Origin of the sequence: Conexibacter sp. CPCC 206217, assembly GCF_030646165.1 — a bacterium.
Taxonomy (GTDB): Bacteria; Actinomycetota; Thermoleophilia; order Solirubrobacterales; family Solirubrobacteraceae; genus Conexibacter.
In genome coordinates, this window is the sequence record NZ_JAUTDO010000001.1 from 507,599 (window position 1) to 533,532 (window position 25,934).

The window sequence follows — 25,934 nt, forward strand, 5'->3', positions numbered from 1 at the left end:
ATTATGCCGGCTGGCGGGTGGTGCGAGCGCCGCGGTCCTCGCGCGGCAGCTCAGGCGGTCGCAGGACGCCGGCGCTTGGCGTCCTTCGGCTGCGGGGCGGGCGCGTCCGAGGCGACGAGCTGACCGCCGCCGCGCGCGCGCATGAACAGCAGCCAGGCGACGCCGAGCGCGAACATGATCAGGCTCTCGACCTGCGCGGCGGTCATGAAGCCGACGACCAAGTCGTTGCGGCGCGCGAACTCGACGAGGAAGCGCTCGATCCCCGCACCGACGAGGTAGAAGCCGAACAGCACGCCGGGCCGGAAGCGGTCGCGCAGGTTCCACAGCACGAACGCGAGCAGGCCCATCGACAGCGTCTCGTAGATCGGCGTCGGCTGCACCTCGACGCCGGGATCGGTCGGCACCGCGCCATGCGGGTAACCCATCGCCCACGGCAGCGACGACTCCTTGCCGTAGTCGCCGTCGCCGGAGATCTGGCAGCCGATGCGGCCGATCGCATAGCCGAGCGGCAGGCCTATCGCGGCGATGTCGACGAGGTGCAGCGAGAGGAACCCGCGCCACTTCGCCCAGATCAGCATCGCTATCACGCCGCCGATCAGCCCGCCGTACCAGATCAACCCGCCGCCGGAGAAGAGGCTGCCGAAGACGTCGCCCTTGACGTCGTCCCAGTTCTGCAGCAGGAAGTACCCGCGCGCCCCGATCAGGCCGCCGATCAGCGCGACGAACAGCATCTCGTAGGCCCAGTCGACCGGCTTGCCCAGCTCCTTCAACCGCCGCGCCGCAACCGCTGCCCAACAGAGGAAGTTCAGTGCGAAGAAGATCCCGAAGGTCTGCAGCTGCAGTCCGAAGACGTCGATCGATTTCAGCACGGCGTGAAGGTTACCGGCACGGGTTCCGCGGGCCGACGGCGGTGCCACCGGGCCGCCGGGCGCAAGAGATGCTCTTTCAAGAGATGCTGCTACTTCGAGGCGACCGACACGACCGAGCGCAACCAGCTGCAGGCGTTCTCACAGGAGCTGGCGCGCGTCAGTGGCAACCAGCTGCTCGCCGAGCAGCCCGTCGCGAGCTGGTCCGCCGCGCTCGCAGCGGTCGCCCAGTTCGCCTCGACCGGGGAGCGCACGCTGGTCGTGCTCGACGAGTTCCAGTATGTCGCGAGACAGCAGCCGGAACTCGCGACGCTGCTCAACACGTGGTGGCGCACGGTCGGACGCGACCTCCCCCTGGTGCTCGTGATCGCTGGCAGCGAGGTGTCGTTCTTCCGCGAGGAGGTGCTCGGCGGCCAGATGTACGGGCGACGTGACGGACAGCTCGCGTTGGCGCCGTTCGACCATCGCTCCGCCGCACTGTTCGTGCCGGGCTACTCGGCCGAAGACAAGAAGCTACTTCTCCGTCCTCGACGCGATCGCCCGCGGGGCGGCGCGCAACTCGCAGATCGCCAACAGGACCGGGCTGAACTCAGCGCAGACCTACCAGACGCTCGACGTGCTCGAACGCCTCCAGCTCGTCGAGCAGCTGCGCCCCGCGACGGCCAGCCCGAGGTCGAGACGGTCCTCCCGAACCTCGACGCGTTCGTCTCCAAGCCCGCCTGGGAGCGGATCTGCCAGGAGCACATCGGGCGCCACGAGCCCAACGCCGTCTTCGTCGGGGCGTGGTGGGGCAAGGTCCAGTTCGCTCCGCGACGCACGGAGGAGCGCGAGCTCGACGCGGTCGCGCTCGACCGCGCCGGCGACGTGCTCGCGACCGCGAGCTGCAAGTGGACCAGCGCGCCGATGGACTACGGCGAGGAAAAGCTGCTGACACAGGTCGAGCAGCACGTCCCCGGCGCCGACGACGTCCGCCGGCACTGGTTCTTCTCACGCGCCGGTTTCACAGACCAGCTGCGCAGGCTGGCCGACTCAGACCTCGCGCGTCACCGCCTCGTCACACCCGAGGACATCTACCGCTGAGCGCGGTCGCCCGCGCTTCCTCGGCCGGCTCAGCCGAGGTAGTTCAGCGGCTGCGTGACGGCGCCGTTGATGCGGACCTCGAAGTGCATGTGGGGGCCGGTCGAGAAGCCGGTGTTGCCGGACAGGCCGATCACCTGGCCCTGGGAGACCTGCTGGCCGACGCTGACCTGGATCGCCGACTGGTGGGCGTAGCAGGTGGAGATGCCGCCGCCGTGGTCGATGCAGGTGTAGTTGCCGTAGCCGCCGTTGTAGGAGGCCATGATCACGGTGCCGCTGCCGCCGGCGTGGACCGGCGTGCCCTCGGCGACGCCGATGTCGATGCCGGGGTGGCAGCTCTCCCACGAGCGCGACTCGCAGAAGGGCGAGGTGATCGGGCCGCTGACGGGCCAGACGAAGCGGCCACCGCCTCTGACGGGACCGGGATCCGACGCGGTCGAGGAGGGGTTCTGCGCCGCCTGGATCTGGCGCTCGATTCTCGACTGCTGCGCCTGCATCCCTCTGATGTCCTCGTGCAGCTCGCCCGCCTGCGCGTTGACGCCGCGCAGCAGGTCGCGCTTGCCGGCGCGCATGCGGTCGACCGCGTCGCGCCTTCTCTCGACGGCGATCCGCGCACGCGCGACCTCGTTGCGGCGCTGGTAGATCTCGTCGGCGATCTGCTGCTGCCTTCTCTCGAGCGTGTCGAGCCGCGTCGTCTCGGCCGCGGCCTCCAGCTTCGCGTCTCTGACCGACGTGATGATGCGGCCGTCCTGCTCGCCGATCCGCTGCAGGTATGCGCCGTTCTCGAGCAGCTCCGCGAAGCCGTCGGAGTCGAGCACGACGCTGACGATGTCGGGCTCGTCGGACTTGTACAGCTCGACGAGGCGCGCCGCGAGCGTTCTGCGCGCGCTGTCGAGGCGCGTTCTCAGTCTCGCGAGGCGGGCGCGCACGGTGCGCAGCTCGTCCTGCGTTCTGATCAGCTCGAGGCGCTTGGCGTCGAGCTGCGTCTGGATCGCGTCCTGTCTGTCCTGCAGCCCGTTGACGCTGCTCTGCAGCTCGTCGATTCTGCGCGTGAAGGCGGTGATGTCGCTCGTCAGGATCTGGGCTCTGCCCTTCACTCTGTCGAGCTGCGCCTGCTTCTGGTCGATTCTTCCCTGCAGCCGGTCGATGTCGGACTGCGGGTCGGCGCTGGAGACGAGCGGCAGCGCCGCCCACACGAGCAGCGGGAGCAGAAGCGTGGCGAGGAGGATCCGAAGACGCATGCGACGCGCGAGTCTAGGGTCGGACCGGCCCAAGCTTCAAGCTCGGGTTCAGTGTTATGGAATGCACGGCGTCCGGGCAACCGGCGCGGGCGTTGGCGAAGGCGTCGACGGGCGTCATCTGTGGTCGGTGCGATGCGGTGCCTGCGGGGTTAGCTGTCGGGCTCGCGCGTTGCGCTACGCGGTCATCAGATCGCGATTCGCCCCGGGAACTGCTGGTTCTGGGTCCCCCGCTCCCCGTGCTTTGCAGGGGATTCGGCACGGCGAAGGGTAGCAATCGGGCCTGCGGCGGCGGGATATTGGTCCAGAACTTGCAAGAAAACGCCGCGACGGTGGCGGATCGCGGCCCCTCGTGTGTAACCTCGGCCGTCAGCCGTATGGGTTCTTCGCACGACGACACGCGCTTCGATCGACCGGGCAGCGCTCTCGGGGGCGACCTCGCGGGGCACGTTGAGGCGATCGTCCGCGCCGCCGAGCGCGAGGCGCTCGCGGCCGAGCGCGCGATCGAGGACCGTCGCCGCAGCGCCGAGGAGGAGGTCCGTCGCTACCTCGCCGCCTCGCGCCTGCACGTCGACGCCGAGGCCGCCGCGCGCGCCGCCCGGCTGGAGTCGCTCAGCAGCGCGGCCCGCCGCCTCGCCGACGAGCTGTCCGACGCCGCCGCCGCGCTGAACGACGAACTGCGCCGCAGCGACGACGAACTGCGCGGCGCCCTCCCCCGTGCGCCGTGGCCGGCGGCGCCAGCGCCCCCCGCCGCGCCCGCCGGCGCCGCTCCGGCGCCAGCGCAGCACGCGGAGCCCGTCGATGTCCCTCCGGTCACTGCACCGACTCCCCCTCCGGTGTCCGCCGTCGCACCTCCTGCATCCGACCCCGCTCCCGAGCGCACCGGCCCGATGTGGGCGCGCGCGTCGGAGCCTGTGCGGGAGCGGCCGATCGCGAGCGACGAGGCCCGGGAGCCGGAGCCCGCTCCCGCCGACCAAGCACCCGCGACCAACGGCGACGTCTCCAACGCGGCGCGGCTGGTCGCGATCGAGATGGCCGTCGGCGGCGCTGCGCGCGCGGATGTGGAGCGGCATCTGCTGGAGCGCTTCACAATCGGCGACGCGACGCCGCTGCTGGACGACGTCTTCGGCGCCGAGTCGCACGCGGGCAGCCGGCTCGCGTGGGGCGAGCCGTAGCGTCCGCGCGCCCGCGGATCTCGCGCCGGCACCTCGACACGCTTAGCGGCGCCTGATCCGCGTCTGCGATCATGACGTGCAGACCCTGCACTCAGGAGGATCGCCGCTCATGCCCCGCCCATCGAACTTCGGCAAGGACACCGGACTCCAGGTCCGGATGACGCTGACGCTGTTCCTGCTCGGCCTCATCTACGCGGTGCTGATCGGCGTGATCGTGGCGGCCAGAGCGCTGCCGCTGCTGATCGTCGTCGGCGGCCTGCTGGCGGTCCAGTTCTTCGCCTCCGACAAGCTCGCACTGCACGCGATGGGCGCCCGCGAGGTGTCCCCGCAGGAGGCGCCGCAGCTGCACGCGATGATCGACCGCCTGTGCGTGCAGGCGAACCTGCCCAAGCCGCGCGTCGCGGTCGCCGACACGCCGATGCCGAACGCGTTCGCGGTCGGCCGCTCGCCCAAGAGCGCGACCGTCTGCGCGACGACCGGGATCATGGACCTGCTGTCCCCCGCCGAGCTCGAGGGCGTGATGGCGCACGAGCTGACGCACGTGCAGAACCGCGACGTGATGGTGATGACGATCGCGAGCTTCTTCGCCGCGATCGCCTCCTATATCGTGCAGTTCGGCTTCCTCTTCACGGGCGGCGGCGACAGCGACGACGACGGCCCCGGCTTCATCGTCGTGATCCTCGTCTCGGTTGTCGTCTACATCGTCTCGTTCCTGCTGCTGCAGGCGCTGTCGCGCTACCGCGAGTTCGCGGCCGACCGCGGCGCGGCGATCATCACCGGGCGACCGAGCGCGCTCTCGTCGGCGCTGATGAGAATCTCCGGCACGATGGACCGGATCCCGCAGAGAGACTTGCGAGCATCCGAAGAGCTGGCGGCCTTCTACATCTTCCCGCCGAAGGCGAAGAACTCGGTCATGAACCTGTTCTCGACGCACCCGCCGATGGAGAAGCGGATCGCGGCGCTGAGCCGGCTCGAGTCGCAGCTGCAGGGCGCGGCGTAACCGGCTGGACGACCGGATACGCTCCGCCCCATGGGCCTGTTCGACATCCTCACCGGCAAGCGCAGACTCGCGAGACCGGCGCCTGACCGGCTGTTCGCGATGACGACCGCGTACGTCAAGTTCGAGACGGAGCTGAGCATCACGACCAGCGGCGAGGCCGGGATCGTCTTCCAGGCGCTCGCGACCGCCGACTTCGACGGCATCGTCAGAGACATGGTCGAGGTCGTCGAGGGCCTCGGCAGCGACTCCGACACCGTCGTCGAGTCGCGCGACGACGAGTACGGCTACCGCTGGATCGTGCTCAAGGACAAGGACTTCGACGACCTCGTCGTCGGCATCAACGCCGTCAGCGGCGCGCTCGAGGCCGGCGGTTACGGCGACCGCATCCTCTGCTCCGTCTTCGCCTTCCGCAACGCCCAGGGCAGACCGCTCTACTGGATCTACAACTACAAGCGCGGCTCGTTCTACCCCTTCGTCCCCGCGGGCGGCGCCCAGCAGCGCGACAGCGAATCCGAGCTGCGTCTGAAGGCCCAGGTCGGAGCCGAGCTGCCGCTCGAGGCCGAGCTCGAGCGCTGGTTCCCGCTCTGGGGCATCCCGATCTGAGCCGGCCGGCCCCTCCGGGCCGCTCGCACAACGCGAAGCGCCGGCCTCTCGGCCGGCGCTCGGGCGCTGCTCAGACTTCTGACCTGACGGCGGGCGGGTCAGCCCGGGATCAGGCCCTCGCCGGTGAACTCGTGGCGGGCCTCTTCGTACGAGGTGTCCGGCGGCGGGACGATCACGTCGGAGCCGTGCAACTCGTCGGCCGCCAGCGGCGTGCCTTCGCTGCGGATCAGCGTGATGATCTGCGCGAACAGTTCGACGAAGCGCGTTTCGTCCTCGGCCTCGGCCGCGGCGACCGCGTCGTTGTCGAGCTGGTTGAGGCGGCCTGCGACGTCGTCCGCCAACTTGAACTGACCCTCGCCCGAGATGCGGACGATCATGCCGGCTTCTCCGCGTCCGCCGCGGGCGCGTCGCCGGCGCCCAGCTCCGCCGCGGGCGCGCTGCCGCCGCCGAGCTCGGCCTTCAGCTTCTCCAGCTCGCTGTCGACCGCTCCGCCGGCGCCGAGCTGCGCGAGCTGGCGGTCGATGTCGTCCTGACCGTCGCCGAGCTGGGTCAGGTCGTCGAACGCGCCGGCCTTCTCGAGCTCGTCCATCGCACCCGCGCGGGCGCGCATGTTCTCGGTCTTGTCGAGCGCGCGCTGCATCGCGAGGCCGACGTCGGCCATCTCCTCGCCCACGCCCGTCGCCGCCTCCGAGATGCGCACCTGCGCCTCGGCGGCCGAGTACTGCGCCTTGACGACTTCCTTCTTGGAGCGGAAGGCTTCGATCTTCGCCTGCAGCTTCGCCTGGTTGTCGACCATCGACTGCTGCTGCTGCTCGAGCTCGGCGACCTGCGTGTCGAGACCCTGCAGCTCGCTCTGGATCGCGGCCTTGCGCTCCAGGGCCGTGCGCGCCAGCGTCTCGTTGCCCGCAGACAGCGCCTGGCGCGCCTGCGTGTCGAGCTTCACGACCTGCTGCTCCATCTTCTGCGACTGCAGCTGAAGGCGCTTCTTGGACGTGACGACGTCCGCGAGCCCCTTCTTCACGTTCTGCAACAGCTCCATCTGCTTCTGGTAGCTGTACTCCAGCGTCTCGGAAGGATCCTCTGCTTTGTCGAGCAGCTTGGAGATCTTCGCCTTTACGACGGTGGAGAAGCGCCCGGACAGACCGGCCATCAGGATCCTCCTCGGACAGGTTCGTGGATCAGAGCATCAAGCCTATCGGGCACGGACACCGGCCGAAGGGCGGCGAACCGTACGGCGGGCGGCGAGCGGCGCTCAGAAGTTCTCGGGATGACGCGCCTTGAAGCCGCGCGTCGTGTATCTGCCGGGCCGCCAGCGCGGACCCTCTGCGCCGGGACCGCTCGTGTCGAGCCGCAGGCCGGCGATGATCACGAAGGCGTGACCGGGGTTCGTGTAGACGGTGATCCAGTCGCCTCTGCCGGAGTCGCCCCACGACATGAAGCTGGACGAATCGAGCGGACTGTCGAGCAGGCCGCCGCCGTTGAGCGCGTAGGAGACCGTGCCGGAGCAGTCGTAGCCGCTGGCGCGGAAGCTCTTGTGCCCGCCGCCGTACACGTACGGCTTGTCGAGCAGGTCGTTCGCCGCCCAAACCGCCTCCTGCACCTCGACGGGCGCGGCAGCGGGGGCGTAGGCGATCCCGTCTCTGAAGATCGCGCGAGCGCCGGGGACGGTCGGACGGCTGTCCTGCGGCGGAACGTAGTCGGCGCTGGCGCCGCCGGCGGCCGCACCGGGCTGCTGCCCCTGCTCGGACTGCTGCGCCTGCTGGACCTCGGGTGCCTGAGGGGCCTGCTTGGCCGGCGACTTCTTCGCCTTCTTGGCCTTCTTGCCCTCGGGGGCTCTCGGCTTCGCCTCGCTCGTGACGCCCGCACCGCCCGAGACCACCGCGGAAGCCGCGGGAGCCCAGATGGCAAAGACCGTCATGAGACCCAGCGCAAGCAGGGTCCTGAAACGCAACAGCTTCCTCTTTCGTCGGCCTCCGGGGTTAGCTGTCGGGCTAGCGCTGAAAGAGCCTGCGCCTCCCACGGGTCGACCGTGGAATTAGCCCCAAACGACTTGGGTCCCCCGGTCCGGGGCTTCGGGCCCCGGATTCGGCGTTGCGCGGCATCCTAAGGAGGTCACCGGCGTTACGTCAACCCCTATCGAATGTGAAAATTCCCGCGCATCGGGAACTGCCGTCGGTCTCGACACCTAGGATGCCGCGCATGCCATCCTCTCATCTGCCCTTTATCAGGCGTTCCCGTCGGCTGGCGGCGGCGCTTCTGCTGCTGCTCGCGACAGTCGTGCTGGCCGCCTGTGGCGGCAGTGGCGACGACAACTCCCAGGCCGCCGCGCCCAGCGACGGCCCCGCGACGCTGGCGCCGCCGAACGCGACCGTCTACGGCGAGATCCTCGTGCGCCCCAGCGGCGACGTCGAGGCGGGAATCGTCACAGCCGCGAGACGGATGCTGCGCGTCGATGACCCGGGCAGAGAGCTGCGCAGACTGTTCGACGAGCAGACCGACGGCCAGCGCGGCGTCTTCACGAGAGAGATCGACCCCTGGCTCGGCAGCACGATCGGCGGCTTCCTGCTGATCGAGAACGCCGCGCAGACGGAGTCGCCCGACGGCGCGGTGATCGCCGACGTGAGAGACAGAGACGCCGCGCAGGCGGCGATCGACAGACTGCTCGCCGACAGAGACCTCCAAAGAGGCGGCACCTACGAGGGTGTCGACTACAGCGTCGACAGCAGAGACGACTCGTGGACCGGCCTGATCGACGACTTCTTCGTCGTCGGCACGGCCGAGGGCTTCAGAGCCGCCGTCGTCGCCTCCAGAGGCAGATCGCTGGCCGACGAGGATCGCTTCACGACGGCCGCCGACGAGCTCGCCGACGACCGCCTCGCGTGGGCGTACGTCGAGCCGGCCGGGATCGCGAGACTGATCAGCGACCAGGCCGAGCAGCAGGCGCAGCAACTCGACCCCGAGTTTCGGAGAGCGTTCGAGCAGCAGCAGGACCAGATCGACAGAGCGCTCGGTTCCGAGCCGATCACGGCCTCGCTGACCGCGCGTGCCGACCAGGTCGTCTTCGACGTGAGCTCCGGCTCCGCCGAGCTGCCGCAGAACGAGGGCGACGGCGCCGTCGCGATCGGCGACCTGCCCGGCGACGCCTGGGCCGCGTTCGCGACGCCGCTGCTGGGCGACCTGATCAGCAGAACGCTGAGACAGGCCGGCCAGTACGACGAGGCCGCCAGAGCCGTCAGACAGCTGACCGCGCTGGACCTCGACAGCGATGTGCTCGGCTGGCTCGGCGGGATCGCCGCGTTCGTGCGCGGGACCTCCCCGCTCGACATCGGCGGCGGCATCGTGATCGGCTCCGGCGACCCGGCCGCCTCGCAGCGCTTCGTCGGCAGACTCGAGCGGATCGTCGGTGGCCTCGGCCTGCCGACGACGCCGACGACCGGCGCTGGCAGAGGCTTCCAGCTGAAGCTGCCGACGTTCCCGCAACCGATCGTCGTGCTGGCGCAGGACGACAAGGTCGTGCTCGGACTCGGCGTGGCGTCGACGCGCGACGCGCTCGATCCCGACGAGAAGCTCGACGACACGGAACCGGGCAAGAGCGCGATCGCCTCGCTGGGCGACGACTTCAAGCCCGCCTTCGTGCTCGTGCCCGAGCCGATGATCACGCTGCTGAGAGCGCTCGGGCTCGACAGCGACCCTGACTTCCAGTCCGCGCTGCCGTACCTGACCGCGTACAGATCGATCGTCGCGGGCTCCAAGCAGGACGACGGGCGCACGACGGGGCGCCTGACGCTGAACCTGCAGGACCCGGAGGGCACGCCGGGTGACGACGGCGACGGCGAGGGGACGCAGACGGCCGACGTGACGCCGTAAAGCGGGATGGCGCGACCTGCGCGCCGCTCCGTTCCCGAACTTCGTTCACAGGTCACCGACTCGAAGCGGCGAGCGGCGGGCTATGGTGCGTGGCCGATGATGCGCCGCAGCCTCGCCCTCGCCGGTCTTCTGCTGCTCCTGCTGACCGGCCTTGCCGGCTGCGGCGGGGGCGACGACGGCAGCGCCGACACGTCCGGCTCAGACGACCCGCTGCCGACGCCGCAGATCGGCTCCAGCGGCGACCAGCCGCAGGCGTCGCAACAGCTCGGCTTCCCCGGCTTCGCGACGAAGAACACGACCCGCGTCGGCGGTGCCGACGCGGTCGCCAACGCCGCCGCGATCGCGCGCGCGGTGTACCCCGGCGGGGCGCCCAACACACAGCCGCCGGCGGTCGCGATCGCCGACCAGGACAACTGGCAGGCCGGCCTCGCGGCCGCGGTGCTGATGAGCAGCCCGCTGCGGGCGCCGCTGCTGCTGTCGGACGGCACGTCGCTGCCGCAGGCCAGCGACGACGCGCTGAGAGCGCTCGCGCCGACCGGCGAGAGAGCGCTCGGCGGCGTCCAGGTGGTACGGATCGGCTCCGACACGCCCGCCCCCGGTGGTTTCCGCTCGACCACGATCGACGGCAGAGACCCGGCGGTACTGGCGGCCGCGATCGACAGATTCCAGTCGGCCGCCGCGGGCAGACCGACGCGCGCGGTGATGATCGCCTCCAGTGAGGATCCGGCCTTCGCGATGCCGGCGGCCGCCTACGCCGCCAAGAGCGGCACGCCGGTGCTCTTCGTCAGCAGAGACACGATCCCCGGCGCGACGTTCGCGGCGCTGCGCGCCCACGGCAGACCGCGAATCTACGTGCTCGGCCCGGAGACGGTCATCAGCTCAGACGTCGAGCGCGCGCTCAGAGGCCTCGGCACGGTGACGCGCGTGTCCGGCGAGGACGCCGTCAGAAACTCGATCGCGTTCGCGCGCTACAGCGACGGCGCGTTCGGCTGGGGCGTCGTCGACCCCGGCCACGGGCTCGTCTTCGCCAACGACAGAAGCCCCGAGGACGCCGCCGTGGCGGCGCCGTTGTCGGCCAGCGGGACCTACGGGCCGCTGCTGCTGCTCGACGACGCGGCGACGCTGCCGCTGCCGCTGGGCGAGTACCTGCTGGACATACAGCCGGGCTACGAGCGCGACCCGGTCCGCGGCGTCTACAATCACGCCTGGCTGATCGGCGACGAGGCGGCGATATCGCTTCCGGTCCAGTCGCGCATCGACAGCCTCCTGGAGATCTCCCCGGTCAGAACGAGCCAGCCGTGAGCCAATTCGAGCATCCAGATCGCCTCCGCCCCGGACGCGACGTCACCGTCGACGACGTCCGGCAGTTGATGGGCGCATCGACCCCGCACTTCGCGCTGCAACTGCGCGAGCGCATCCGCAAACTGATCAGAGGCCTCCCGGCCGATCACCCCGCCCGCGTCGAGGGCGAGCGCGAGATCGCCCGCCTCGAGGGCATCGCCTTCCACGGCGAGGTCCGCGGGACGCCCGAGCAGCCGGGCATGAAGACGCTCGCCAGCGTCGACGACGCCGCCTGAGCGGCGGCGCTCTGCGACGGGCGTCGCGGGGTTTCGGCGGGTGGTTGCTGCCGTGCGGCGGCGGCCCGGTGAGCTAGGCTCGCGCGGATGCGCGTCGGTCTCTTTCTCGCCTACTGGCCCTGGTTCACGCCGCAGGAGCAGGTCGAGCTGGCCGTGCTCGGCGACGAGCTCGGGCTCGACTCGGTCTGGATCTCGGAGGCATGGGGGCAGGACGCCGTCTCCGTGCTGGGACTGCTGAGCGGCAAGACGCAGCGGATCGCGCTCGGCTCCGGGCTGATGCAGATCCCGGCGCGCCAGCCGACCGCGACGGCGATGGCGGCCGCCTCGCTCGACGTGCTCAGCGGCGGGCGCTTCCGGCTCGGGCTCGGGCTGTCGGGGCCGCAGGTCTCCGAGGGCTGGTACGGAACGCCGTTCAAGAGACCGCTCAGCCGCACGCGCGAGTACGTCGAGATCGTGCGGATGGTGCTCGCGCGCAGAACCGTCACGTACGACGGCAGCGAGTGGACGCTGCCGCTGCCGGCCGACGCGCCCGGCGCGACCGGGCTCGGCCGCCCGCTGAAGCTGCTCGCCAAGCCGGTGCAGGAGCGGATCCCCGTCTACCTCGGTGCGATCGGGCCGAAGGCCGTCGAGCAGACCGGCGCGATCGCGGACGGCTGGCTGCCGTTCCTGCTCAACCCCGAGCAGCCCGAGACGCTGCTCGATCCGCTGCGGCGGGGCGCCGAGGCCGCCGGACGCTCGCTGGCGGAGATCGACGTCGCACCGGTCGTGCCGACGGCGGTCGCCGAATCGGTCGAGCAGGCGCGCGACCTCGTGCGACCGTGGCTCGCCTTCTACCTCGGCGCAATGGGCGCGAAGGACAAGAACTTCTACGTCGAACTGGCCGACCGCTACGGCTACGGCGACGCGGCGCGGACCTGCCAGGAGCGCTTCCTCGACGGCGACCGCGTCGGCGCGGCGGCAGCGCTCAGCGACGAGTTGCTCGACATCTCGACGATCGCGACCACGCCGGACGGGCTCGCCGAGCGCCTCGAGCGCTACCGCGCGATCGGTGCCGACACGCTCGTGATCGTGCCCGCCGGCGACAAGGCCGCGACGGTGCGCGCGGTCGCGGCGGCGCCGTGAGCGAGCCCGCTCCCGTACCCGCCGGCATCCCCGGCAGCGCACTGCCGGGCCCGTTCGCCGTCGGCGTCTACGCGGAGCGGCTGAGACAGCAGCTGCGCTCGTTCGCGCGCGTGCAGGTCTTCGGCGAGCTGTGGAACTTCCGCTCCAGCCGCACGACCGTCTACTTCGAGCTGCGTGATCCGCGCGGAGCACTGCCGTGCGCGATGTGGCGCAGCGACTTCGACGCGCTCGACGTCGAGCCGACCGACGGCGCGCAGGTCGTGCTCGCGGGCGGCTGCGACTACTACCCGGGCAGCGCGACCTCTTCCCCCTCCTTCTCCTTCCGCGCGACCGACCTGCGGATCGCCGGCGAGGGCGATCTGCTCGCGCAGGTCGAGCGGCTGCGCAAGCTGCTCGCGTCCGAGGGGCTGATGGAGCCGCAGAGGCATCTTCCCCGTCCGCTGCTGCCGCGCACGATCGGCGTCGTCACCGGCGAGACCGGCAAGGCCCGCGACGACGTGCTCGCCGGCCTGCGACGGCGCGGCTGGGGCGGCCGTCTGATCTGGGGCTTCGCGCCGGTGCAGGACCGTCACGCCGCGCCGAAGATCGCGCAGGCGCTGCGCGACCTCGCCGCGATCGAGGAGGTCGACGTCGTGATCGTCGCGCGCGGCGGCGGCTCGCTCGCCGACCTGTTCGCATTCTGCGACGAGACGCTGTGCCGCACCGTCGCGCTGCTGCGCGTGCCGGTGATCGCGTCGGTCGGCCACCACACCGACCGCACGCTGATCGACGACGTCGCTGCGGTCTGCGCATCGACGCCGACGCATGCGGCGGAGGCGGCCGTGCGACTCGACGTCAACGACGCGCGCGCGAGGCTGATCCGCGAGACGCGTCGCCTCGACCGTCACGGCCGCCGCGCCGTGCTCGACCGCGCGCGCACGCTGGCGGCGCTCGCGCGCGCCCCCGCCGAGCACGTCGCCCGCCACCGCCGCCGCCTGCATCAGCAACTGCGCGAGCTGCGCGCCAGCGCCCGTCGCCGCGGCGAGCGCGAGCGCGACCTGGCCGCGACACGGCTGCTCGTGCTGCGCCGCAAGGCCGACGTCGCCGCCGCGGACCGGACCCGCGCGGGGGCCCTGCTGCGCGGCGACGGCGAGCGGCTGCGTCACAGCGCCGACGCCGCCACGACACGACGCCGACGCGACCTCGAACGGTTGGAGCTGGCGCTCGCCGCCCACGATCCCGCCCGCACGCTGGAGCGCGGCTACGCGCTCGTCGAGCAGGCGGACGGCACGCTCGTCACCTCGGCCGAGCAGGCGCGCGCCGCCGGCACGCTCGACCTGCGCTTCCACGACGGTCGCGTCCGCGCCGACGTGAGCGATCCGGCCGGCGACGAGGGCGTCGTCGGGGCCGACGTGGAGGATGCGGCAAGATGAGCAGCGTGCAGATCGGGATCGAAGGCGCCGGCGCCCCCGGCGAGGAGCCGCAGGGCCAGTTGACGTACGAGCGCGCGAGCGCGCGGATCGAGGAGATCATCCGCCGGCTCGACTCCGGCGAGGCCGGCCTGCGCGAGACCCTGGAGCTGGTCGCCGAGGGCCGCCGCCTGGTCGAGTTCTGCGCCGGCGAACTGGACGCCGTCGGCAGAGGGCTGGAGGAGCTGCGGCTCGACGAGCTGGTCGCGCGGCTGGAGCGCGGCGGCGAGACCGGCGAGCAGCGATGAACGCGGCGACCCCGCTCGCGACCGCGCGAAAGAGCAGCGACGGCGCCGCGCCCGCAGTGGGAACGGCGTCTCGATGAGCACCTACGCCCTGCTGGCCGACCTGCCGCTGACGATCGAGTCGTACGCGCTCGAAGGGCTGCAACTCGACGTCTCCAGCGGCTTCACGCGCAGATCGACGATCGTGCACCTGCACGGCGGCGGGCACGAGGGCGTCGGCGAGGACGTCGTCTACGAAGCGGAGGACCAGGACGCGCTGCAGGCGGCGGGCGCCGTCCAGCCGCTGGCCGGCACGTGGACGCTGGGCGACTTCTGCGCCCACGTCGACGCGCTCGATCTCTTCCCCGTCGAGCCGAGAAGCGGCGAGACCTCGCGCCTCTACCGCCGCTGGTCGTTTCACTCGGCGGCGCTGGACCTCGCGCTGCGACAGATCGGCAGACCGCTGCACGAGCTGCTCGGCCGCACGCCGCAGCCGCTCACCTTCGTCGTCTCGCTGTCGCTCGGCAGACCGGCCGAGCCCGAGCGCGTCACGCGCCTGCTGCAGCGCTATCCGACGCTGCGCTTCAAGCTCGACGCGAGCCCGGACTGGGACGACGACGTGATCGCGGCGCTGCGCGCGACCGGCGCCGTCGACTCGATCGACTACAAGGGCAAGTACAAGGGCACGATCGTCGACACGCCCGCCGAGCCCGGCTGGTATCGGCGCGTCGCCGACGCCTTCCCGGACGTCTGGCTGGAGGACCCGGACCTCGACGCGGACGGGATCGACGCGGCGCTCGCGCCCGACCGCGACCGCATCACCTGGGACGCGCCGATCCACTCGATCGCCGACGTCGAGGCGCTGCCGTTCGCGCCCAAGATGGTGAACGTGAAGCCGTCGCGCTTCGGTGGGCTGGAGCGCCTCTGCGCCGGCTACGACTATTGCGCCGAGCACGGCATACGCGCCTACGGCGGCGGCCAGTTCGAGCTCGGCGTCGGGCGCGGGCAGGCGCAGTACCTCGCATCGCTGTTCCACCCCGAGACGCCGAACGACCTCGCGCCGAGCGCCTACAACCTCGCGGTCCCGGCCGACGGCCTGCCCGCGAGCCCGCTGGCGCCGCGCCCGTCGGCGACCGGCTTTCGCTGGGAGGGCTGAGCGGCGCCGCGTTCGCGGCGCGCGACGTCGGCGGGGGGCGAACTCTGCCGCGTGCCGGATCAGGCACGCCATGCTCCCACCCCGCCTGCAGCAGCTCCCGCCACTCCAGCTCGCACCTCCGTTGCAGCACCTGCACGCGTGCACGGCGGCCAGCCCGCTCGCACGTCTGCGCGGCCTCGCGCAGCTCGACGAGCCCGCCGGGATCGCGCTCCTGCTCGAAGGGACCAGCTCGATCCACACCGTCGGGATGCGCTTCGCGCTCGACCTCGTCTGGCTTGACCGCGACGGCCGCGCATTGCGGATCGACCGTTCCGTCAGCCCGCGGCGGCTGCGCTGGTGCCGCGGGGCGCGCGCCGTGCTGGAGACGACGCCGGGCGCTGCCGCGGCGCTCAGGCCTGGATCGCCGGTGCTGAGGCCGACCGCGACGGCGCCGACGCCTCAGCCGAAGCGGCGGCCTCAGCGGCCGCCGTCGTCGCCGCGATCAGGTCCTCCAACGGCGCCGGTCTGCCGAGATGGAAGCCCTGGCCGTCGTTGACGCCCAGCTCGCGCAGCAGCTCCATCGTCGCCTCGTCGCCGACGAACTCCGCGACGGTGCGCTTGCCGAGCCCTCTCGCGATCTCGACGATCGCGCGCACGACGAGCTGGTCCTCGTGGCTGGAGGTCAGCTGGCGGATGAAGTCGCCATCGATCTTGAGGTAGTCGAACGGCAGCCGCTTGAGGTAGTAGAACGAGCCGAAGCCGGCGCCGAAGTCGTCGAGCGCCAGCTCGCAGCCGAGCTCCGCGAGCGTCGCCGCGAACGTGCGTGCGCGATCGAGGTTGACGATCGCGGCCGTCTCGGTCACCTCGAAGATCAGGCTGCCCGGCGGCGGCGCCATCTTCGCGAGGTCGCGCTCGATCATGTCAAGCAGGGCCGGGTCGGAGACCGACGCCCCGGAGAGGTTGACGGCGAGCCGGATCTCGCGCCCCGCGCGCCGCTGCTCGGCGATCGTCGCGATCGCCTGGTGCGTCACCCAGCGGTCGATCTCGGTGATCAGGCCGGAGCGCTCGGCGATCGGCAGGAAGGCGGCTGGCGGGATCAGCTCGCCGTTGTCGCCGCGCATCCGCAGCAGCAGCTCGTGGCTCTTGGGCAGGCCGGTCTGAAGGTCGACGACGGGCTGCTGGTAGAGCACGAACGTGCCCTGCTCGAGCGCGTCGCGCATCCGCTGCGACCACGCCATCCGCTCCGTCATCTGCTGCTGACGCTGCTCGGTCTCGGACGAGATCGCGTGCCGGTCGCGGCCGGCCTCCTTCGCGTCGTACATCGCGATGTCCGCGCTGACCAGCAGCTCCTCCCCGCTCAGCGGCGTGTCGGCGTCGAACAGCGCGATCCCGGCGCTCGCGGTCAGGCCGATCGGATGCCCGTCCTCGACGACGACCGACTGCTCGCGCACGACCCTCAGCAGCTCCGCTATCACCGCCTCGGCCTCCTCGCGCCCGACACCTGACAGCAGCGTCGCGAACTCGTCGCCGCCGAGGCGGCCGAGCACGTCGGTCTTGCGCAGCCGCTTGGCCAGCAGCCGCGCGACGCGCACGATCACCTCGTCGCCGGCCGCATGTCCGAGCGTGTCGTTGATGTCCTTGAAGTGGTCGAGGTCGATCACGACGACCGCGCCGCCGTTGCTGCCCTGCACCGTGCGCTCGTCCAGCTCGCGCTGGAACGCGCGGCGGTTGTAGAGGCCGGTCAGCGCGTCGTGGTCGGCGAGGTAGGCGAGCTGGCCCTCGAAGCGCTTGCGGTCGGAGATGTCCTCCAGCTGTTTGATGCAGTAGCGCGGCACGCCGGAGCTGTCGCGCACGAGCGAGACGGAGAGGCTGACCCAGACGCTGCGACCGGTCGCGTGCACGATCCGACGCTCGAGCCGGTAGGAGCGGATCTCCCCGCGCATCAGGCGGTCGTAGAACTCCTCCTCCGCGTCGGCGGCGTCGGAGTGGCCGAGCAGGTCGACGTTGGCGGCCAGCAGCTCGGCCTCGGTGTAGCCGGTGATCTCGCAGAGCGCGTCGTTGACGCGCAGGAAGCGGCCGTCGAGGTCGGCGAGCGCGATCCCGATCGGCGCGCCCTCGAACGCGAGCCGGAAGCGCTCCTCGGCCTCCGCGAGCGCCTCGGCCGCGCGGCGGCGGGCGCTGACGTCCTCGACCTGGACGATGAAGTGCAGCGGCTGACCGTCGCCGTCGCGCACCAGCGAGGCGCGCAGCTGGCACCAGATCTCACGCCCGTCGGCGCGCTGCAGCCGCACCTCGGAGCTGAACGTCTGACGCGAGCCCTTCATCAGCTCGCGGAAGGTGTCGACCGGCTCGACGCGGTCGCTCGGCGCGACGTACTCGATCACGGGAACCCCGACGAGCTGCTGGCGCTCGACGCCGAGCATCTCGCAGAGCGCGCGGTTGACCTCCGTGAAGCGGGCGTCGACGCCGAACAGCGCGATTCCGATCGGCGCGTCCTCGAACGCGGTGCGGAACTGCTGCTGCGCGTGCGCGAGCGCATGCTGGCCGGCGCGCAGGTACGCGACCAGCCAGCGGACGGCGAAGCCGATCGCGGTCGCCAGCACCACCAGCCCGATCGCTCGTTGCCACATCCGCACGTCGTCGAGCGACGACAGCGGCACCAGCGCGAACGCGAGCACAGCGCCTATGAGAAAGGGCGCTGTCTCGCGGAGGGCTGCGCCCGCGCGCGTAGGGCCGAACTGCATCTTCACTCCCCCAACATCGGCCGCAACGCCCGCCGCTTGACCCGGCAACCGTTCCCCTGGACGCAAACGCGCCAACTCGCAGTTCGGGAACGACCGCTCCGCATCGCGGAACTGGCGCTCCCGACGGCCCCGGACCCCTACTGTTCGCGCCGTTCACGTAGTCGACCGAAGGGACATGGCGTGGAGGAACGGCTGGGCATCGCAGGTTCGGGTGCCATCGCATGCGGATTGGCGGCGACGGCAGCGCAGCACGGCGAGGTACTCCTGTGGGCGCGCTCGGATCGCTCGGCCGACCGTGCCCGCGGCATGGTCTCGAAGTGGTGCGGCAAGCTCAGCGAGGAGCCGATCGCCGACCGCGTCACGATCGTCAGCGAGCTGGGCGACCTGGCGGGAGCGACCTTCCTCGTCGAGGCCGTCGCGGAGGACCGCGCGACGAAGGCGAGCGTGCTCGGCGAACTGGGCCGCCACTCCAACGGCAACGCCGTGCTCGCCACGACGACGTCGTCGCTGTCGGTCGCCGAACTGGCGCGCGAGACCGGCAAGGCCGATCGCTTCGTCGGGCTGCACGTCTTCAACCCGGTGCCGAAGATGGACCTGATCGAGCTGGCCTACGCGCCGGACGCGATCGGCGACGTGCGCGAGCGCGCGCGCAACCTCTGCGCCGCGCTCGGCAAGACCGCGGTCGAGGTGCCCGACATCGCCGGCTTCGTCGTCAACCGGCTGTTGTTCCCGTACCTCTTCAGCGCCGTCGACCTGCTCGAGGAGACGTCGATGGACCCTGCCTCGATCGACCGCTGCATGCAGCTCGGCGCCGGCCATCCGATGGGCCCGCTGGCGCTGCTGGACTACGTCGGGCTCGACGTCTCGAAGGCGATCGGCGAGGCGATCGGCACGCAGGTGCCGGCGCGCGTCGAGGCGCTCGTCGCGGAGGGGCATCTCGGCAAGAAGACGGGCCGCGGCTTCCATTCCTACACATGAGATTCTTCTCAGTCGCAGCTTAAGACTGGTTCAGGTGGCGTCCACATACTGCGACGTGCGACGTACCTCACAGCAGCACCTCCTCCCAGAAGCAACAAAGCCGGCCCGCGAAAGCGGGCCGGCTTTGCTTCGAGGCGGACCCACCTAGCCCACCACGCTCCTCCTCCGCTCAACCGCCGGCTCCTCTCAGGCCGTAGTGCGGTTGTGCACAAGGAACGGTAACGCTTTCGTCGCTTTCGTGCAGTCTCAGGAGGTTTCGCGCGTGATCAGCGCGTCGAACTGCGCGGCAAGGTCGAAGTCGGCGTCGGTCAGGCCGCCCTCGCTGTGCGTCGAGAGCGCCAGGCGCACGTTGTTGAAGCCGTGCACGAGGATGTCGGGATGGTGGCCGGCCGCCTCCGCCAGCTGCGCGACGCCGTTGACGAGCGCGATCGCGGCGACGAAGTCCTTCACCTGCACGTCGCGGACGATCGTCTCGCCCTCGCGTCTCCACACGTCGCCGGTCAGTAGGGCGCGGATCTCGGTCTCGGTCAGTCGTGGCATATCGTCTCCTCCATGCGCATCGTGAGCCTCGTCCCCTCGGCGACCGAGTGGCTGTTCGCACTCGGCCTCGGATCCGAGGTTATCGCCGTCACCCATGAGTGCGACCATCCCGCGCAGGCGCTGACACTGCCGAAGGTCACACGCGACACGCTGCCGGCCGGCCTCAGCGCCGGGCAGATCGACGCCGCCGTGCGCGCCCGCACGCAGCACGGCGAGACGATCTACGAGCTCGACGAGCCGAAGCTCCACGCGCTGCAGCCGGATCTGATCGTGACGCAGGCGCTGTGCGCGGTCTGCGCGGTCTCCTACGACGACGTGGTCGCGATCGCGGCGCGGATCGACAGCAGACCGAGGGTGATCTCGCTCGATCCGACGACGCTCGGCGAGGCGCTCGGCGACGTCCGCACGCTGGCGGAGGCGACTGGCCGCAGAGACGCGGGCGTCGACCTGATCGCCGACGCCTCCGCGCGGATCGACCGCGTCCGCCTGGCGGTTCGGGAGCAGCCGCTGCTGAAGGTCGCCGCGCTCGAATGGCTCGACCCCGTCTACATCGCCGGCCACTGGACGCCGCAGCTGATCGAGTACGCCGGGGGCTTCGACGTGCTCGGGCTGCCGGGCGAGCCGTCCGAGCGCCGCAGCTGGGAGCAGATCGCCGAGGCGGAGCCCGACGTCGTCATCGTGATGCAGTGCGGCTACGACGCCGAGCGCGCGCACACGGAGGCGCTGCTGTTCGGCGAGCGGCTCGCCGCGATCGGCGCCGGCGAGGTGGTCGCAGTCGACGCCTCGTCGTATTTCTCACGTCCCGGTCCGCGGCTCGTCGACGGGCTCGAGCTGATGGCTCACATCCTCCATCCGGCGGCGTTCCCGACCGCTCCGTCGGAGCCGTTGACGGTCGACCTGTAGCCCGTTCGCACCGTCTCCAAACGGTCGCTGTCAGCGGATGCAGTTGGCGCACGGTTCGCATTGGACAAGTTGGAACGCCCCTGTTTATAGTCGGGAGATGCTTCCCATCAAACGTCACGGTCGCGCGCTCGTCGCGGCGACGGCCACCGCCCTGCTGCTTGCCACCGCCCCGGCGGCGATGGGGCAGCCGAACTCGCTGAACGGCTCGATCAACCCCAACAAGGGGCCGATCGGTTCTCCGCTCAGACTGACCATAGGCTTCAGACTCGACGCCGATCCCGGCAAGGAGGCCGGCACGCTGTCGAAGGTCGACCTCTTCTTCCCGCCGAACGCGAGAACGAACGGCGCGCTGTTCCCCTCCTGCAGCCCCGAGACGATCAACGCGCGCAGAAGCTTCGCGGGCTGCCCCAAGGGCTCGAAGATCGGCACCGGCAGAATCCGCGCCGACGTCCCGGCTGCAGACGTGCTGGACGTCCCCGCGACGATGACGATCTTCAACGGCAGAGGCGGCAAGTCCGTCACGATCCACATCTACGCCGAGAACCCGGTCCTGATCAGCGAGGCGTTCACCGCGCCGCTGACGAAGACCAGCGGCAGATTCGGCTACCACCTGGTCGCGCCGATTCCGCCGTCGCTGCAGGAGATCGCAGACGGCTGGTTCGCGCAGGTGCGCACGCTCACCAGCACGATCAGCGGCTGGGCGAGAAACAGAAGCGGGAGAAGAATCCCGTACATCCAGTCGACGACGCTCTGCCCGAAGAGCCTCAGCGTCCCGATCGCGAGCAGAATCGCATTTCTCAGAGACTATGCGCCGATCTCGCAGAGCGCGACGATCGCCTGCCGTCGCTGAATCGCTGAGCCAAAGCTCACGCAGGTCCCTCGGGCCGGTTCCGTCACGCGGAGCCGGCCCGAGGTCGTCGTCGGGAGATAGGCTCGGGGCCATGTCCCTCGCTCGGGTAGGTCGCACACTCGCGCTGGCAGCCGGGATCTCTTCGGCGCTGGCCCTGGCCACGTCTGCCGCGACGGCGGCGGTGCCCTCGGTCAGCGGCGCCTTCACGCCGATCCCCGGCGCCGTCGGCCACTTCCGCGTCAAGCCGCTCAAGCTCACCACCGACGTCACGATCGCGCAGGCGGACGGTCAGAACGGCGTGCTCAGACGGCTCGAGCTGAGGCTGCCGTCGAACTTCCACTTCAACACCAGGGACTTCCCCGCGTGCACCGTCGCGAGAGTCAACTCGCCGGCGAGCTTCGACGCCTGCCCGCTCGGCTCCGCGGTCGGCCGCGGCGACGTGATCGTCGACGTGCCGGCGGCGGGCCTCACGGACGTGGCCGGCAAGATCGTCGCGTTCAACGGCGGGCGCTCCAACACATTCGCGTTCAACATCTACACGGCGACGCCGGTCGTGGTGAACACGGCCTTCCCGGCGAAACTGCGCAGAACGCGCGGCAGATACGGCTACACGCTGACGGCGAACCTGCCCTCCGCGCTGCAGCAGATCGGCGAGGCGGGTTGGCCCTACCAGATCAAGCGCATCAGATTCGGGTTCGACGGCCTCTGGAGAGGTCGCCCCTACACGGAGGTCCGCAGCTGCCCCAAGAGCGGCAGAACGGCGATCGCCGGCAGCTTCCAGTTCGCCGGCACCGCCGTCGCTCCGACGGAGACGGTCGGCACCGTCAGCTGCAGACCCGCGAAGTAGGCGCCATGGTCGTCGCAGCCACCGCCGGCCGCGGCGGTTGGCCGCCGCCGGTCTAGCCGCCGACGACGGCGATGCCGCCGACGACGGCGGCCACGGCGACGATCACCGCGCCGATCGTGCCGGCGAAGCGCGGCAGGCGCGCGCGGTCGGCCTGCTGGAAGATCAGCCCGACGAGCAGGCCGCCGGCGAAGCCGCCGACGTGGCCGCCGATCGAGATGCCGGGGAACAGGAAGGTGAAGGCGAAGTTGATCAGCGCGATCGGCAGCAGACCCGTCGCCCAGACGTCGATCCCGCGCGAGCGCGCCTCGACGATCGCGCAGCCGAGCAGGCCGAAGGCCGCGCCGGATGCGCCGACCGTCGCCGAGTTCGGCTCCAGCAGCAGCACCGCGAACGCGCCGCACAGCAGCGAGGCGAAGTAGAGCGCGACGAAGCGGACCTTTCCGAGCGCCGGTTCGAGCATGTTGCCGATCACCCAGATGAACCACATGTTGAACGCGATGTGGAGGAAGCCCGAGTGCAGGAACGCGTACGAGACCATCCGGTAGTACTCGTGGTTGAACTCGATCGAGGGACCGAACAGCGCGAGCTTCTGGAACAACGTGCCACCGGCCTCGCCGATGCTGCCGCCGGAGGCCATCTCGCCGACGAACAGGATCACGTTGATCGCGATCAGCACGACGGTCGCGCTCAGCGTCGTCGTCGAGAGCCCGCCGCCGACCGGTCCGCGCACGACCTTCGTCTTCTCACGCGAGCACTCGGGGCAGCGCATGCCGACGGGGGTCGGCGTCATGCAGTCCGGGCAGATCGGACGCGAGCAGTTGGAGCACGCGACGCCGGTCTCGCGCGTCGGATGCCGGTAACAGGTGGCCATAGCGGCGCTGACGCTAGCAGCCGGACCTTTCCGCAAGCTCAGGTGCTTCGCATTGGGAGTTCCACGGCGGCGTGACGAAGCTGCGCGGCCGGTCCGGGAACTCCCGCGTTCGCCTAATCACGCCCCGGCAGGAGCTTGCGCGCTTCGTCGGCGACGTCGCGCACGGTCCGCTCGGCGAGGTCCAGGACGCCGATCGACTGCGCCTTGCGCTTGCGGTGGCGGCTGCGCACGCGCAACGCGACCAGCGCCGTGCCGGCCCCCGCGCCGACGACCGCCGCGACCGCCGGGCGCGCCCAGTTGCGCGGGTCGCGCATCGACGACAGCTCCCACGCGTCGAGCTCGTCGGCCGCCAGCTCGGTGAGGCTGACGAGCGTGCGCTCCAGCCGCCGCGCGAGATCCTCCGGCGGCTCGACCGGCTTCAGCGCCGCGCGCAGCCGCTCTTCGAACTCGGTCGTGCTCATGAGGTCGGCTCCGGGTGCGCGACGATGCCTTCCAGCTGCTTGATCGCACGGTGCAGCAGCACCTTCGTGGCGCCGTCGGTGCGCCCGAGCGCGCGCGCGATCTCGCGATTGTCCATGCCGAGCGCGAAGCGCATGATCAGCGCCTCGCGGCGGTCGTCGGGCAGCTGCTGGACGCCGGCGAGGATCTCCTCCAGCTCCTCACGGCCCTCGACGAGCGTCTCGGTCGTGTGCGGCGACGAGATCACGGCCGCGTCCTCGATCGCGGCCTGCGGCTTGCGCGCGCGGTCGCGGTAGAAGTTGGCGGCGAGGTTGTGCGCGATGCGGATGAGCCATGGCCGCAGCGGGCGGCCGTCGGACTCGCGCAGCGCCCGCTCGTAGTGGCGGTACGCCTGCAGGAACGTCTGCTCGGTGAGGTCCTCGGCGTCGTGATGGTTGCCGACGCGGTAGTACGAGTACGAGTAGACGTCCCGCAGATGGGTCCGATACAGGTCGGAGAACTCGCGGTCGAGCTCTGCCTTGGATCTGCTCGGGGGGTCGGACACCGCATCGCAGTATCGCGCTCAGAGAGCGGCGAGGCTAGGCCGCCTTCGCCTTTGCTGGACGCACGGACGGCTGCGTGACCGACGCGGTCCACTGCTCCGGCGCGATCCGGCCCTCCACGAGCGCGGCCAGGCCGGCCGTCGCGGGCGCGCTCACGCCCGCTCTCTCGAGCATCGCGGCGAGTAGCGCGACGCTGTCGACGGACTCCGCCGCCTGCCCCAGCACGCGGGCGATCTCGTCGGCTGAGAGCCCCTGCGCGAGCAGCTCGCCGGCGCGGCGGTTGCGGCTGCCGTCGGCGACGACGGTCGCGACGAGGTCGCCCGCCCCGGCGAGGCCGGCGAACGTCGCGGCCTCCCCGCCGCTGCGCTGCGCCAGCTGGGCGATCTCGGAGAAGACCTTGCCGGCTGCGGCGCCGGCGACGTTGGGGCCGGCGGTCGCGGCGGCCGCGGAGGCGGCCAGCGCGGCGGCGTTCTTGGCGCAGCCGGCCAGCTCGACGCCCGCGACGTCGCTGCTGGTGTGGACGTCGAAGCCGGCCGCGCCGAGGACGGTCGCAAGCTCGTAGGCGAAGGCGGCGTCGGCGGATGCGAGCACGATCGAGGCGCCGTTGACGAGCGCGTCGGCGGCGTGCGAGGGGCCGCCGAGCGCGGCGACCGAGCGGGCCGGGACGCGCTCCGCCGCGTAGGCGGACGGGAGCGTGCCGAGCGGCGGCACGAGGCCCTTGGAGACGACGAGCACGCCGGCGCGCGCTGGGATCCGCGCACCGTGCGCGGCCAGCGCGGCCGGCAGCGCCCGCGCGGGGACGGCGAGACAGACGAGGTCGTGCGCGCTCAGCTCCAGCTCGGCGGCGGGCGCGACGCGAACCTCGGGCGCCAGCGCGACGCCGGGCAGGTAGCGCGCGTTGGCGCGCTCCCGCTCGATCAGCTCGGCCTGCTCGCGCGTGCGGGTGCCGAGGTCGACCTCGAGGCCGGCCCTGGCGAGCATCACCGCGAGCGTCGTGCCCCAGGCGCCGGCGCCGATCACGGCGGCGCGCCGCAGCGGCGTCTGGCCGCCGAGCCACTCCCACTGCAGCATCACGTTGGGCCAGATGCGGTCGGTGACGGCGGCGGCGAGCTCACGCGAGGCGTCCTGGACCTGCGGGAACGTGAGCGGGTGACCGGCGCGGATGCGGATCTTGCGCGGGCGTATGCGCCAGCCCTTGCGCACGTCGGTCGTGCCGATGATCGCGAGCGGGACGACCGGGACGCCGGTCTCCAGCACGAGCCGGCCGACGCCGCGCTTGGCCTTGCCGGGCGGGCCGGGGCGCACGCGCGTGCCCTCGGGGAAGATCAGCACCGAGTCCCCGCGCGCGAGGATTGCCTTCGCGGTCTCGATCGTCTGCGTGTCGCCGTTGCCGCGCGAGACGGGGAAGGCGCCGAGCGAGTTGAGGAACCACGCCTGCAGCTTCTTCTTGAACAGCTCCTCCTTCGCGACGTAGTACAGCGGCCGCCGCGTCATCGTGCCGATGATGAAGGGATCGAGGAAGCTGCGATGGTTGGCCGCGAAGATCACGGGCCCGTCCGGGATGTGCTCACGGCCGATCCGCGACAGCCGGAAGTACAGGTGGAAGAACGGCTGGAAGAACGCGCGCACGATCCAGTAGACGATCGGGTTGACGCCGCGTTCGCGAGCACGCCGGTGCAGGGCTTCGTTTCTCTCGCTCATCGGAGTTACGTACACACGCCCCCGACGCGCGTTACAGACCTGTGTCCGCGGCGCCGACGACGCGCGGGGTGCGCTGCGGATCGGCAGCTGCGGTGCAGCGACCCGGGCAGGCGCGCGGCCGCGCGGCCGGCGTCGGGCGCGCGAGCCCGCGCTATGGTCCTTCCGAC

At 71.1% G+C, this 25,934-nt stretch carries 25 protein-coding genes, 3 pseudogenes and 2 riboswitches; of the genes and pseudogenes, 17 read left to right on the forward strand and 11 right to left on the reverse strand.

Annotated features, from left to right (window positions below; translation table 11 throughout):
• Window positions 1-50: 50 nt before the first annotated feature.
• Complete coding sequence (locus Q7L65_RS02410) at window positions 51-869, reverse strand: prolipoprotein diacylglyceryl transferase (protein WP_304718621.1); 819 nt, start codon at window positions 867-869, stop codon at window positions 51-53.
• A 427-nt stretch (window positions 870-1,296) separates the two neighbouring features.
• Here Q7L65_RS02410 and Q7L65_RS27640 point away from each other — a divergent pair.
• A pseudogene (locus Q7L65_RS27640) lies at window positions 1,297-1,455 on the forward strand (hypothetical protein); the annotation flags it as partial.
• A 92-nt stretch (window positions 1,456-1,547) separates the two neighbouring features.
• Window positions 1,548-1,946: pseudogene (locus tag Q7L65_RS27645) on the forward strand (DUF234 domain-containing protein); the annotation flags it as partial.
• A 29-nt stretch (window positions 1,947-1,975) separates the two neighbouring features.
• Here the strand turns inward: Q7L65_RS27645 and Q7L65_RS02420 are convergent.
• Window positions 1,976-3,184: a murein hydrolase activator EnvC gene (locus Q7L65_RS02420; protein WP_304718623.1), complete on the reverse strand. Its 1,209-nt coding sequence runs from the start codon at window positions 3,182-3,184 to the stop codon at window positions 1,976-1,978.
• Window positions 3,185-3,322: 138 nt separating this feature from the next.
• Window positions 3,323-3,442, reverse strand: a riboswitch (cyclic di-AMP (ydaO/yuaA leader).
• A 116-nt stretch (window positions 3,443-3,558) separates the two neighbouring features.
• Here Q7L65_RS02420 and Q7L65_RS02425 point away from each other — a divergent pair.
• From Q7L65_RS02425 to Q7L65_RS02435, 3 genes are all read left to right on the forward strand, one after another.
• Entirely contained in the window at window positions 3,559-4,356 is a 798-nt protein-coding gene (locus Q7L65_RS02425) for a hypothetical protein (protein WP_304718624.1), read from the forward strand.
• Window positions 4,357-4,465: 109 nt separating this feature from the next.
• Window positions 4,466-5,356: a zinc metalloprotease HtpX gene (gene htpX / locus Q7L65_RS02430; protein ID WP_304718625.1), complete on the forward strand. Its 891-nt coding sequence runs from the start codon at window positions 4,466-4,468 to the stop codon at window positions 5,354-5,356.
• A gap of 30 nt (window positions 5,357-5,386) precedes the next feature.
• Window positions 5,387-5,959, forward strand: a complete 573-nt coding sequence (locus tag Q7L65_RS02435; protein ID WP_304718626.1) for a hypothetical protein — start codon at window positions 5,387-5,389, stop codon at window positions 5,957-5,959.
• Window positions 5,960-6,057: 98 nt separating this feature from the next.
• Here Q7L65_RS02435 and Q7L65_RS02440 read toward each other — a convergent pair whose 3' ends face one another.
• The 3 genes from Q7L65_RS02440 to Q7L65_RS02450 form a co-directional block, all read right to left on the reverse strand.
• Window positions 6,058-6,336 (reverse strand): hypothetical protein, encoded by a 279-nt coding sequence (locus tag Q7L65_RS02440; protein WP_304718627.1) that lies wholly within the window; start codon window positions 6,334-6,336, stop codon window positions 6,058-6,060.
• Window positions 6,333-7,109, reverse strand: coding sequence for a PspA/IM30 family protein (locus Q7L65_RS02445; protein ID WP_304718628.1), 777 nt, complete (start codon window positions 7,107-7,109; stop codon window positions 6,333-6,335). The genes Q7L65_RS02440 and Q7L65_RS02445 overlap by 4 nt, the downstream gene beginning before the upstream one ends.
• Before the next feature lie 102 nt (window positions 7,110-7,211).
• On the reverse strand, window positions 7,212-7,877 hold the full coding sequence (locus Q7L65_RS02450) for a hypothetical protein (protein WP_304718629.1): 666 nt from the start codon (window positions 7,875-7,877) through the stop codon (window positions 7,212-7,214).
• Between the two features lie 35 nt (window positions 7,878-7,912).
• Window positions 7,913-8,060: riboswitch (cyclic di-AMP (ydaO/yuaA leader) on the reverse strand.
• A 98-nt stretch (window positions 8,061-8,158) separates the two neighbouring features.
• On the opposite strand from Q7L65_RS02450, the gene Q7L65_RS02455 reads away from it, so the two are divergent.
• From Q7L65_RS02455 to Q7L65_RS27650, 8 genes and pseudogenes are all read left to right on the forward strand, one after another.
• Window positions 8,159-9,826, forward strand: a complete 1,668-nt coding sequence (locus Q7L65_RS02455; RefSeq protein WP_304718630.1) for a DUF3352 domain-containing protein — start codon at window positions 8,159-8,161, stop codon at window positions 9,824-9,826.
• Window positions 9,827-9,922: 96 nt separating this feature from the next.
• Window positions 9,923-11,128: a cell wall-binding repeat-containing protein gene (locus Q7L65_RS02460; protein WP_304718631.1), complete on the forward strand. Its 1,206-nt coding sequence runs from the start codon at window positions 9,923-9,925 to the stop codon at window positions 11,126-11,128.
• Window positions 11,125-11,403, forward strand: a complete 279-nt coding sequence (locus tag Q7L65_RS02465) for a hypothetical protein (protein WP_304718632.1) — start codon at window positions 11,125-11,127, stop codon at window positions 11,401-11,403. The genes Q7L65_RS02460 and Q7L65_RS02465 overlap by 4 nt, the downstream gene beginning before the upstream one ends.
• Before the next feature lie 87 nt (window positions 11,404-11,490).
• The gene (locus Q7L65_RS02470) at window positions 11,491-12,525 is read left to right on the forward strand and encodes an LLM class F420-dependent oxidoreductase (RefSeq protein ID WP_304718633.1); all 1,035 of its coding nucleotides are present in this window, start codon (window positions 11,491-11,493) and stop codon (window positions 12,523-12,525) included.
• Window positions 12,522-13,937, forward strand: coding sequence for an exodeoxyribonuclease VII large subunit (gene xseA, locus Q7L65_RS02475; RefSeq protein ID WP_304718634.1), 1,416 nt, complete (start codon window positions 12,522-12,524; stop codon window positions 13,935-13,937). Before Q7L65_RS02470 ends, xseA begins: the two co-directional genes overlap by 4 nt.
• On the forward strand, window positions 13,934-14,221 hold the full coding sequence (gene xseB / locus Q7L65_RS02480) for an exodeoxyribonuclease VII small subunit (RefSeq protein ID WP_304718635.1): 288 nt from the start codon (window positions 13,934-13,936) through the stop codon (window positions 14,219-14,221). Before xseA ends, xseB begins: the two co-directional genes overlap by 4 nt.
• Window positions 14,222-14,294: 73 nt before the next feature.
• The gene (locus Q7L65_RS02485) at window positions 14,295-15,353 is read left to right on the forward strand and encodes a hypothetical protein (RefSeq protein ID WP_304718636.1); all 1,059 of its coding nucleotides are present in this window, start codon (window positions 14,295-14,297) and stop codon (window positions 15,351-15,353) included.
• Between the two features lie 70 nt (window positions 15,354-15,423).
• A pseudogene (locus Q7L65_RS27650) lies at window positions 15,424-15,732 on the forward strand (DUF192 domain-containing protein); the annotation flags it as partial.
• Window positions 15,733-15,742: 10 nt separating this feature from the next.
• Here Q7L65_RS27650 and Q7L65_RS02490 read toward each other — a convergent pair.
• Window positions 15,743-18,010, reverse strand: a complete 2,268-nt coding sequence (locus tag Q7L65_RS02490) for a bifunctional diguanylate cyclase/phosphodiesterase (protein ID WP_304718637.1) — start codon at window positions 18,008-18,010, stop codon at window positions 15,743-15,745.
• Window positions 18,011-18,256: 246 nt separating this feature from the next.
• Between Q7L65_RS02490 and Q7L65_RS02495 the strand changes: the two genes are divergently transcribed.
• On the forward strand, window positions 18,257-19,054 hold the full coding sequence (locus tag Q7L65_RS02495) for a 3-hydroxyacyl-CoA dehydrogenase family protein (protein WP_304718638.1): 798 nt from the start codon (window positions 18,257-18,259) through the stop codon (window positions 19,052-19,054).
• Window positions 19,055-19,300: 246 nt separating this feature from the next.
• On the opposite strand, the gene Q7L65_RS02500 is transcribed toward Q7L65_RS02495, so the two are convergent.
• A complete protein-coding gene (locus Q7L65_RS02500; RefSeq protein ID WP_304718639.1) occupies window positions 19,301-19,594 on the reverse strand; it encodes a 4a-hydroxytetrahydrobiopterin dehydratase in 294 nt (97 codons plus the stop codon).
• Between the two features lie 12 nt (window positions 19,595-19,606).
• On the opposite strand from Q7L65_RS02500, the gene Q7L65_RS02505 reads away from it, so the two are divergent.
• From Q7L65_RS02505 to Q7L65_RS02515, 3 genes are all read left to right on the forward strand, one after another.
• Window positions 19,607-20,497: an ABC transporter substrate-binding protein gene (locus Q7L65_RS02505; protein WP_304718640.1), complete on the forward strand. Its 891-nt coding sequence runs from the start codon at window positions 19,607-19,609 to the stop codon at window positions 20,495-20,497.
• Window positions 20,498-20,594: 97 nt separating this feature from the next.
• On the forward strand, window positions 20,595-21,347 hold the full coding sequence (locus tag Q7L65_RS02510; protein WP_304718641.1) for a hypothetical protein: 753 nt from the start codon (window positions 20,595-20,597) through the stop codon (window positions 21,345-21,347).
• A gap of 91 nt (window positions 21,348-21,438) precedes the next feature.
• Window positions 21,439-22,194 (forward strand): hypothetical protein, encoded by a 756-nt coding sequence (locus Q7L65_RS02515; protein ID WP_304718642.1) that lies wholly within the window; start codon window positions 21,439-21,441, stop codon window positions 22,192-22,194.
• A gap of 52 nt (window positions 22,195-22,246) precedes the next feature.
• Here the strand turns inward: Q7L65_RS02515 and Q7L65_RS02520 are convergent, their stop codons facing one another.
• The 4 genes from Q7L65_RS02520 to Q7L65_RS02535 form a co-directional block, all read right to left on the reverse strand.
• Window positions 22,247-23,065: a rhomboid family intramembrane serine protease gene (locus Q7L65_RS02520; RefSeq protein WP_304718643.1), complete on the reverse strand. Its 819-nt coding sequence runs from the start codon at window positions 23,063-23,065 to the stop codon at window positions 22,247-22,249.
• 113 nt (window positions 23,066-23,178) lie between these two features.
• Window positions 23,179-23,526, reverse strand: a complete 348-nt coding sequence (locus Q7L65_RS02525) for a hypothetical protein (protein WP_304718644.1) — start codon at window positions 23,524-23,526, stop codon at window positions 23,179-23,181.
• A complete protein-coding gene (locus tag Q7L65_RS02530) occupies window positions 23,523-24,068 on the reverse strand; it encodes an RNA polymerase sigma factor (RefSeq protein WP_304718645.1) in 546 nt (181 codons plus the stop codon). Before Q7L65_RS02530 ends, Q7L65_RS02525 begins: the two co-directional genes overlap by 4 nt.
• Window positions 24,069-24,102: 34 nt before the next feature.
• The gene (locus Q7L65_RS02535; RefSeq protein WP_304718646.1) at window positions 24,103-25,767 is read right to left on the reverse strand and encodes a 1-acyl-sn-glycerol-3-phosphate acyltransferase; all 1,665 of its coding nucleotides are present in this window, start codon (window positions 25,765-25,767) and stop codon (window positions 24,103-24,105) included.
• Between the last annotated feature and the right edge of the window lie 167 nt (window positions 25,768-25,934).

What these genes read in the sequence shown, in the direction of transcription:
- Q7L65_RS02425 (WP_304718624.1), top strand. Translation starts at nt 3,559, where the DNA reads ATGGGTTCTTCGCACGACGACACGCGCTTCGATCGACCGGGCAGCGCT.
- Q7L65_RS02535 (WP_304718646.1), bottom strand. Translation starts at nt 25,767, where the DNA reads ATGAGCGAGAGAAACGAAGCCCTGCACCGGCGTGCTCGCGAACGCGGC.
- Q7L65_RS02515 (WP_304718642.1), top strand. Translation starts at nt 21,439, where the DNA reads ATGTCCCTCGCTCGGGTAGGTCGCACACTCGCGCTGGCAGCCGGGATC.
- Q7L65_RS02505 (WP_304718640.1), top strand. Translation starts at nt 19,607, where the DNA reads ATGCGCATCGTGAGCCTCGTCCCCTCGGCGACCGAGTGGCTGTTCGCA.
- Q7L65_RS02485 (WP_304718636.1), top strand. Translation starts at nt 14,295, where the DNA reads ATGAGCACCTACGCCCTGCTGGCCGACCTGCCGCTGACGATCGAGTCG.
- Q7L65_RS02440 (WP_304718627.1), bottom strand. Translation starts at nt 6,336, where the DNA reads ATGATCGTCCGCATCTCGGGCGAGGGTCAGTTCAAGTTGGCGGACGAC.
- Q7L65_RS02450 (WP_304718629.1), bottom strand. Translation starts at nt 7,877, where the DNA reads ATGACGGTCTTTGCCATCTGGGCTCCCGCGGCTTCCGCGGTGGTCTCG.
- Q7L65_RS02470 (WP_304718633.1), top strand. Translation starts at nt 11,491, where the DNA reads ATGCGCGTCGGTCTCTTTCTCGCCTACTGGCCCTGGTTCACGCCGCAG.
- Q7L65_RS02445 (WP_304718628.1), bottom strand. Translation starts at nt 7,109, where the DNA reads ATGGCCGGTCTGTCCGGGCGCTTCTCCACCGTCGTAAAGGCGAAGATC.
- Q7L65_RS02420 (WP_304718623.1), bottom strand. Translation starts at nt 3,184, where the DNA reads ATGCGTCTTCGGATCCTCCTCGCCACGCTTCTGCTCCCGCTGCTCGTG.
- Q7L65_RS02520 (WP_304718643.1), bottom strand. Translation starts at nt 23,065, where the DNA reads ATGGCCACCTGTTACCGGCATCCGACGCGCGAGACCGGCGTCGCGTGC.
- htpX (WP_304718625.1), top strand. Translation starts at nt 4,466, where the DNA reads ATGCCCCGCCCATCGAACTTCGGCAAGGACACCGGACTCCAGGTCCGG.
- Q7L65_RS02500 (WP_304718639.1), bottom strand. Translation starts at nt 19,594, where the DNA reads ATGCCACGACTGACCGAGACCGAGATCCGCGCCCTACTGACCGGCGAC.
- Q7L65_RS02510 (WP_304718641.1), top strand. Translation starts at nt 20,595, where the DNA reads ATGCTTCCCATCAAACGTCACGGTCGCGCGCTCGTCGCGGCGACGGCC.
- Q7L65_RS02525 (WP_304718644.1), bottom strand. Translation starts at nt 23,526, where the DNA reads ATGAGCACGACCGAGTTCGAAGAGCGGCTGCGCGCGGCGCTGAAGCCG.
- xseB (WP_304718635.1), top strand. Translation starts at nt 13,934, where the DNA reads ATGAGCAGCGTGCAGATCGGGATCGAAGGCGCCGGCGCCCCCGGCGAG.
- Q7L65_RS02435 (WP_304718626.1), top strand. Translation starts at nt 5,387, where the DNA reads ATGGGCCTGTTCGACATCCTCACCGGCAAGCGCAGACTCGCGAGACCG.
- Q7L65_RS02455 (WP_304718630.1), top strand. Translation starts at nt 8,159, where the DNA reads ATGCCATCCTCTCATCTGCCCTTTATCAGGCGTTCCCGTCGGCTGGCG.
- Q7L65_RS02460 (WP_304718631.1), top strand. Translation starts at nt 9,923, where the DNA reads ATGATGCGCCGCAGCCTCGCCCTCGCCGGTCTTCTGCTGCTCCTGCTG.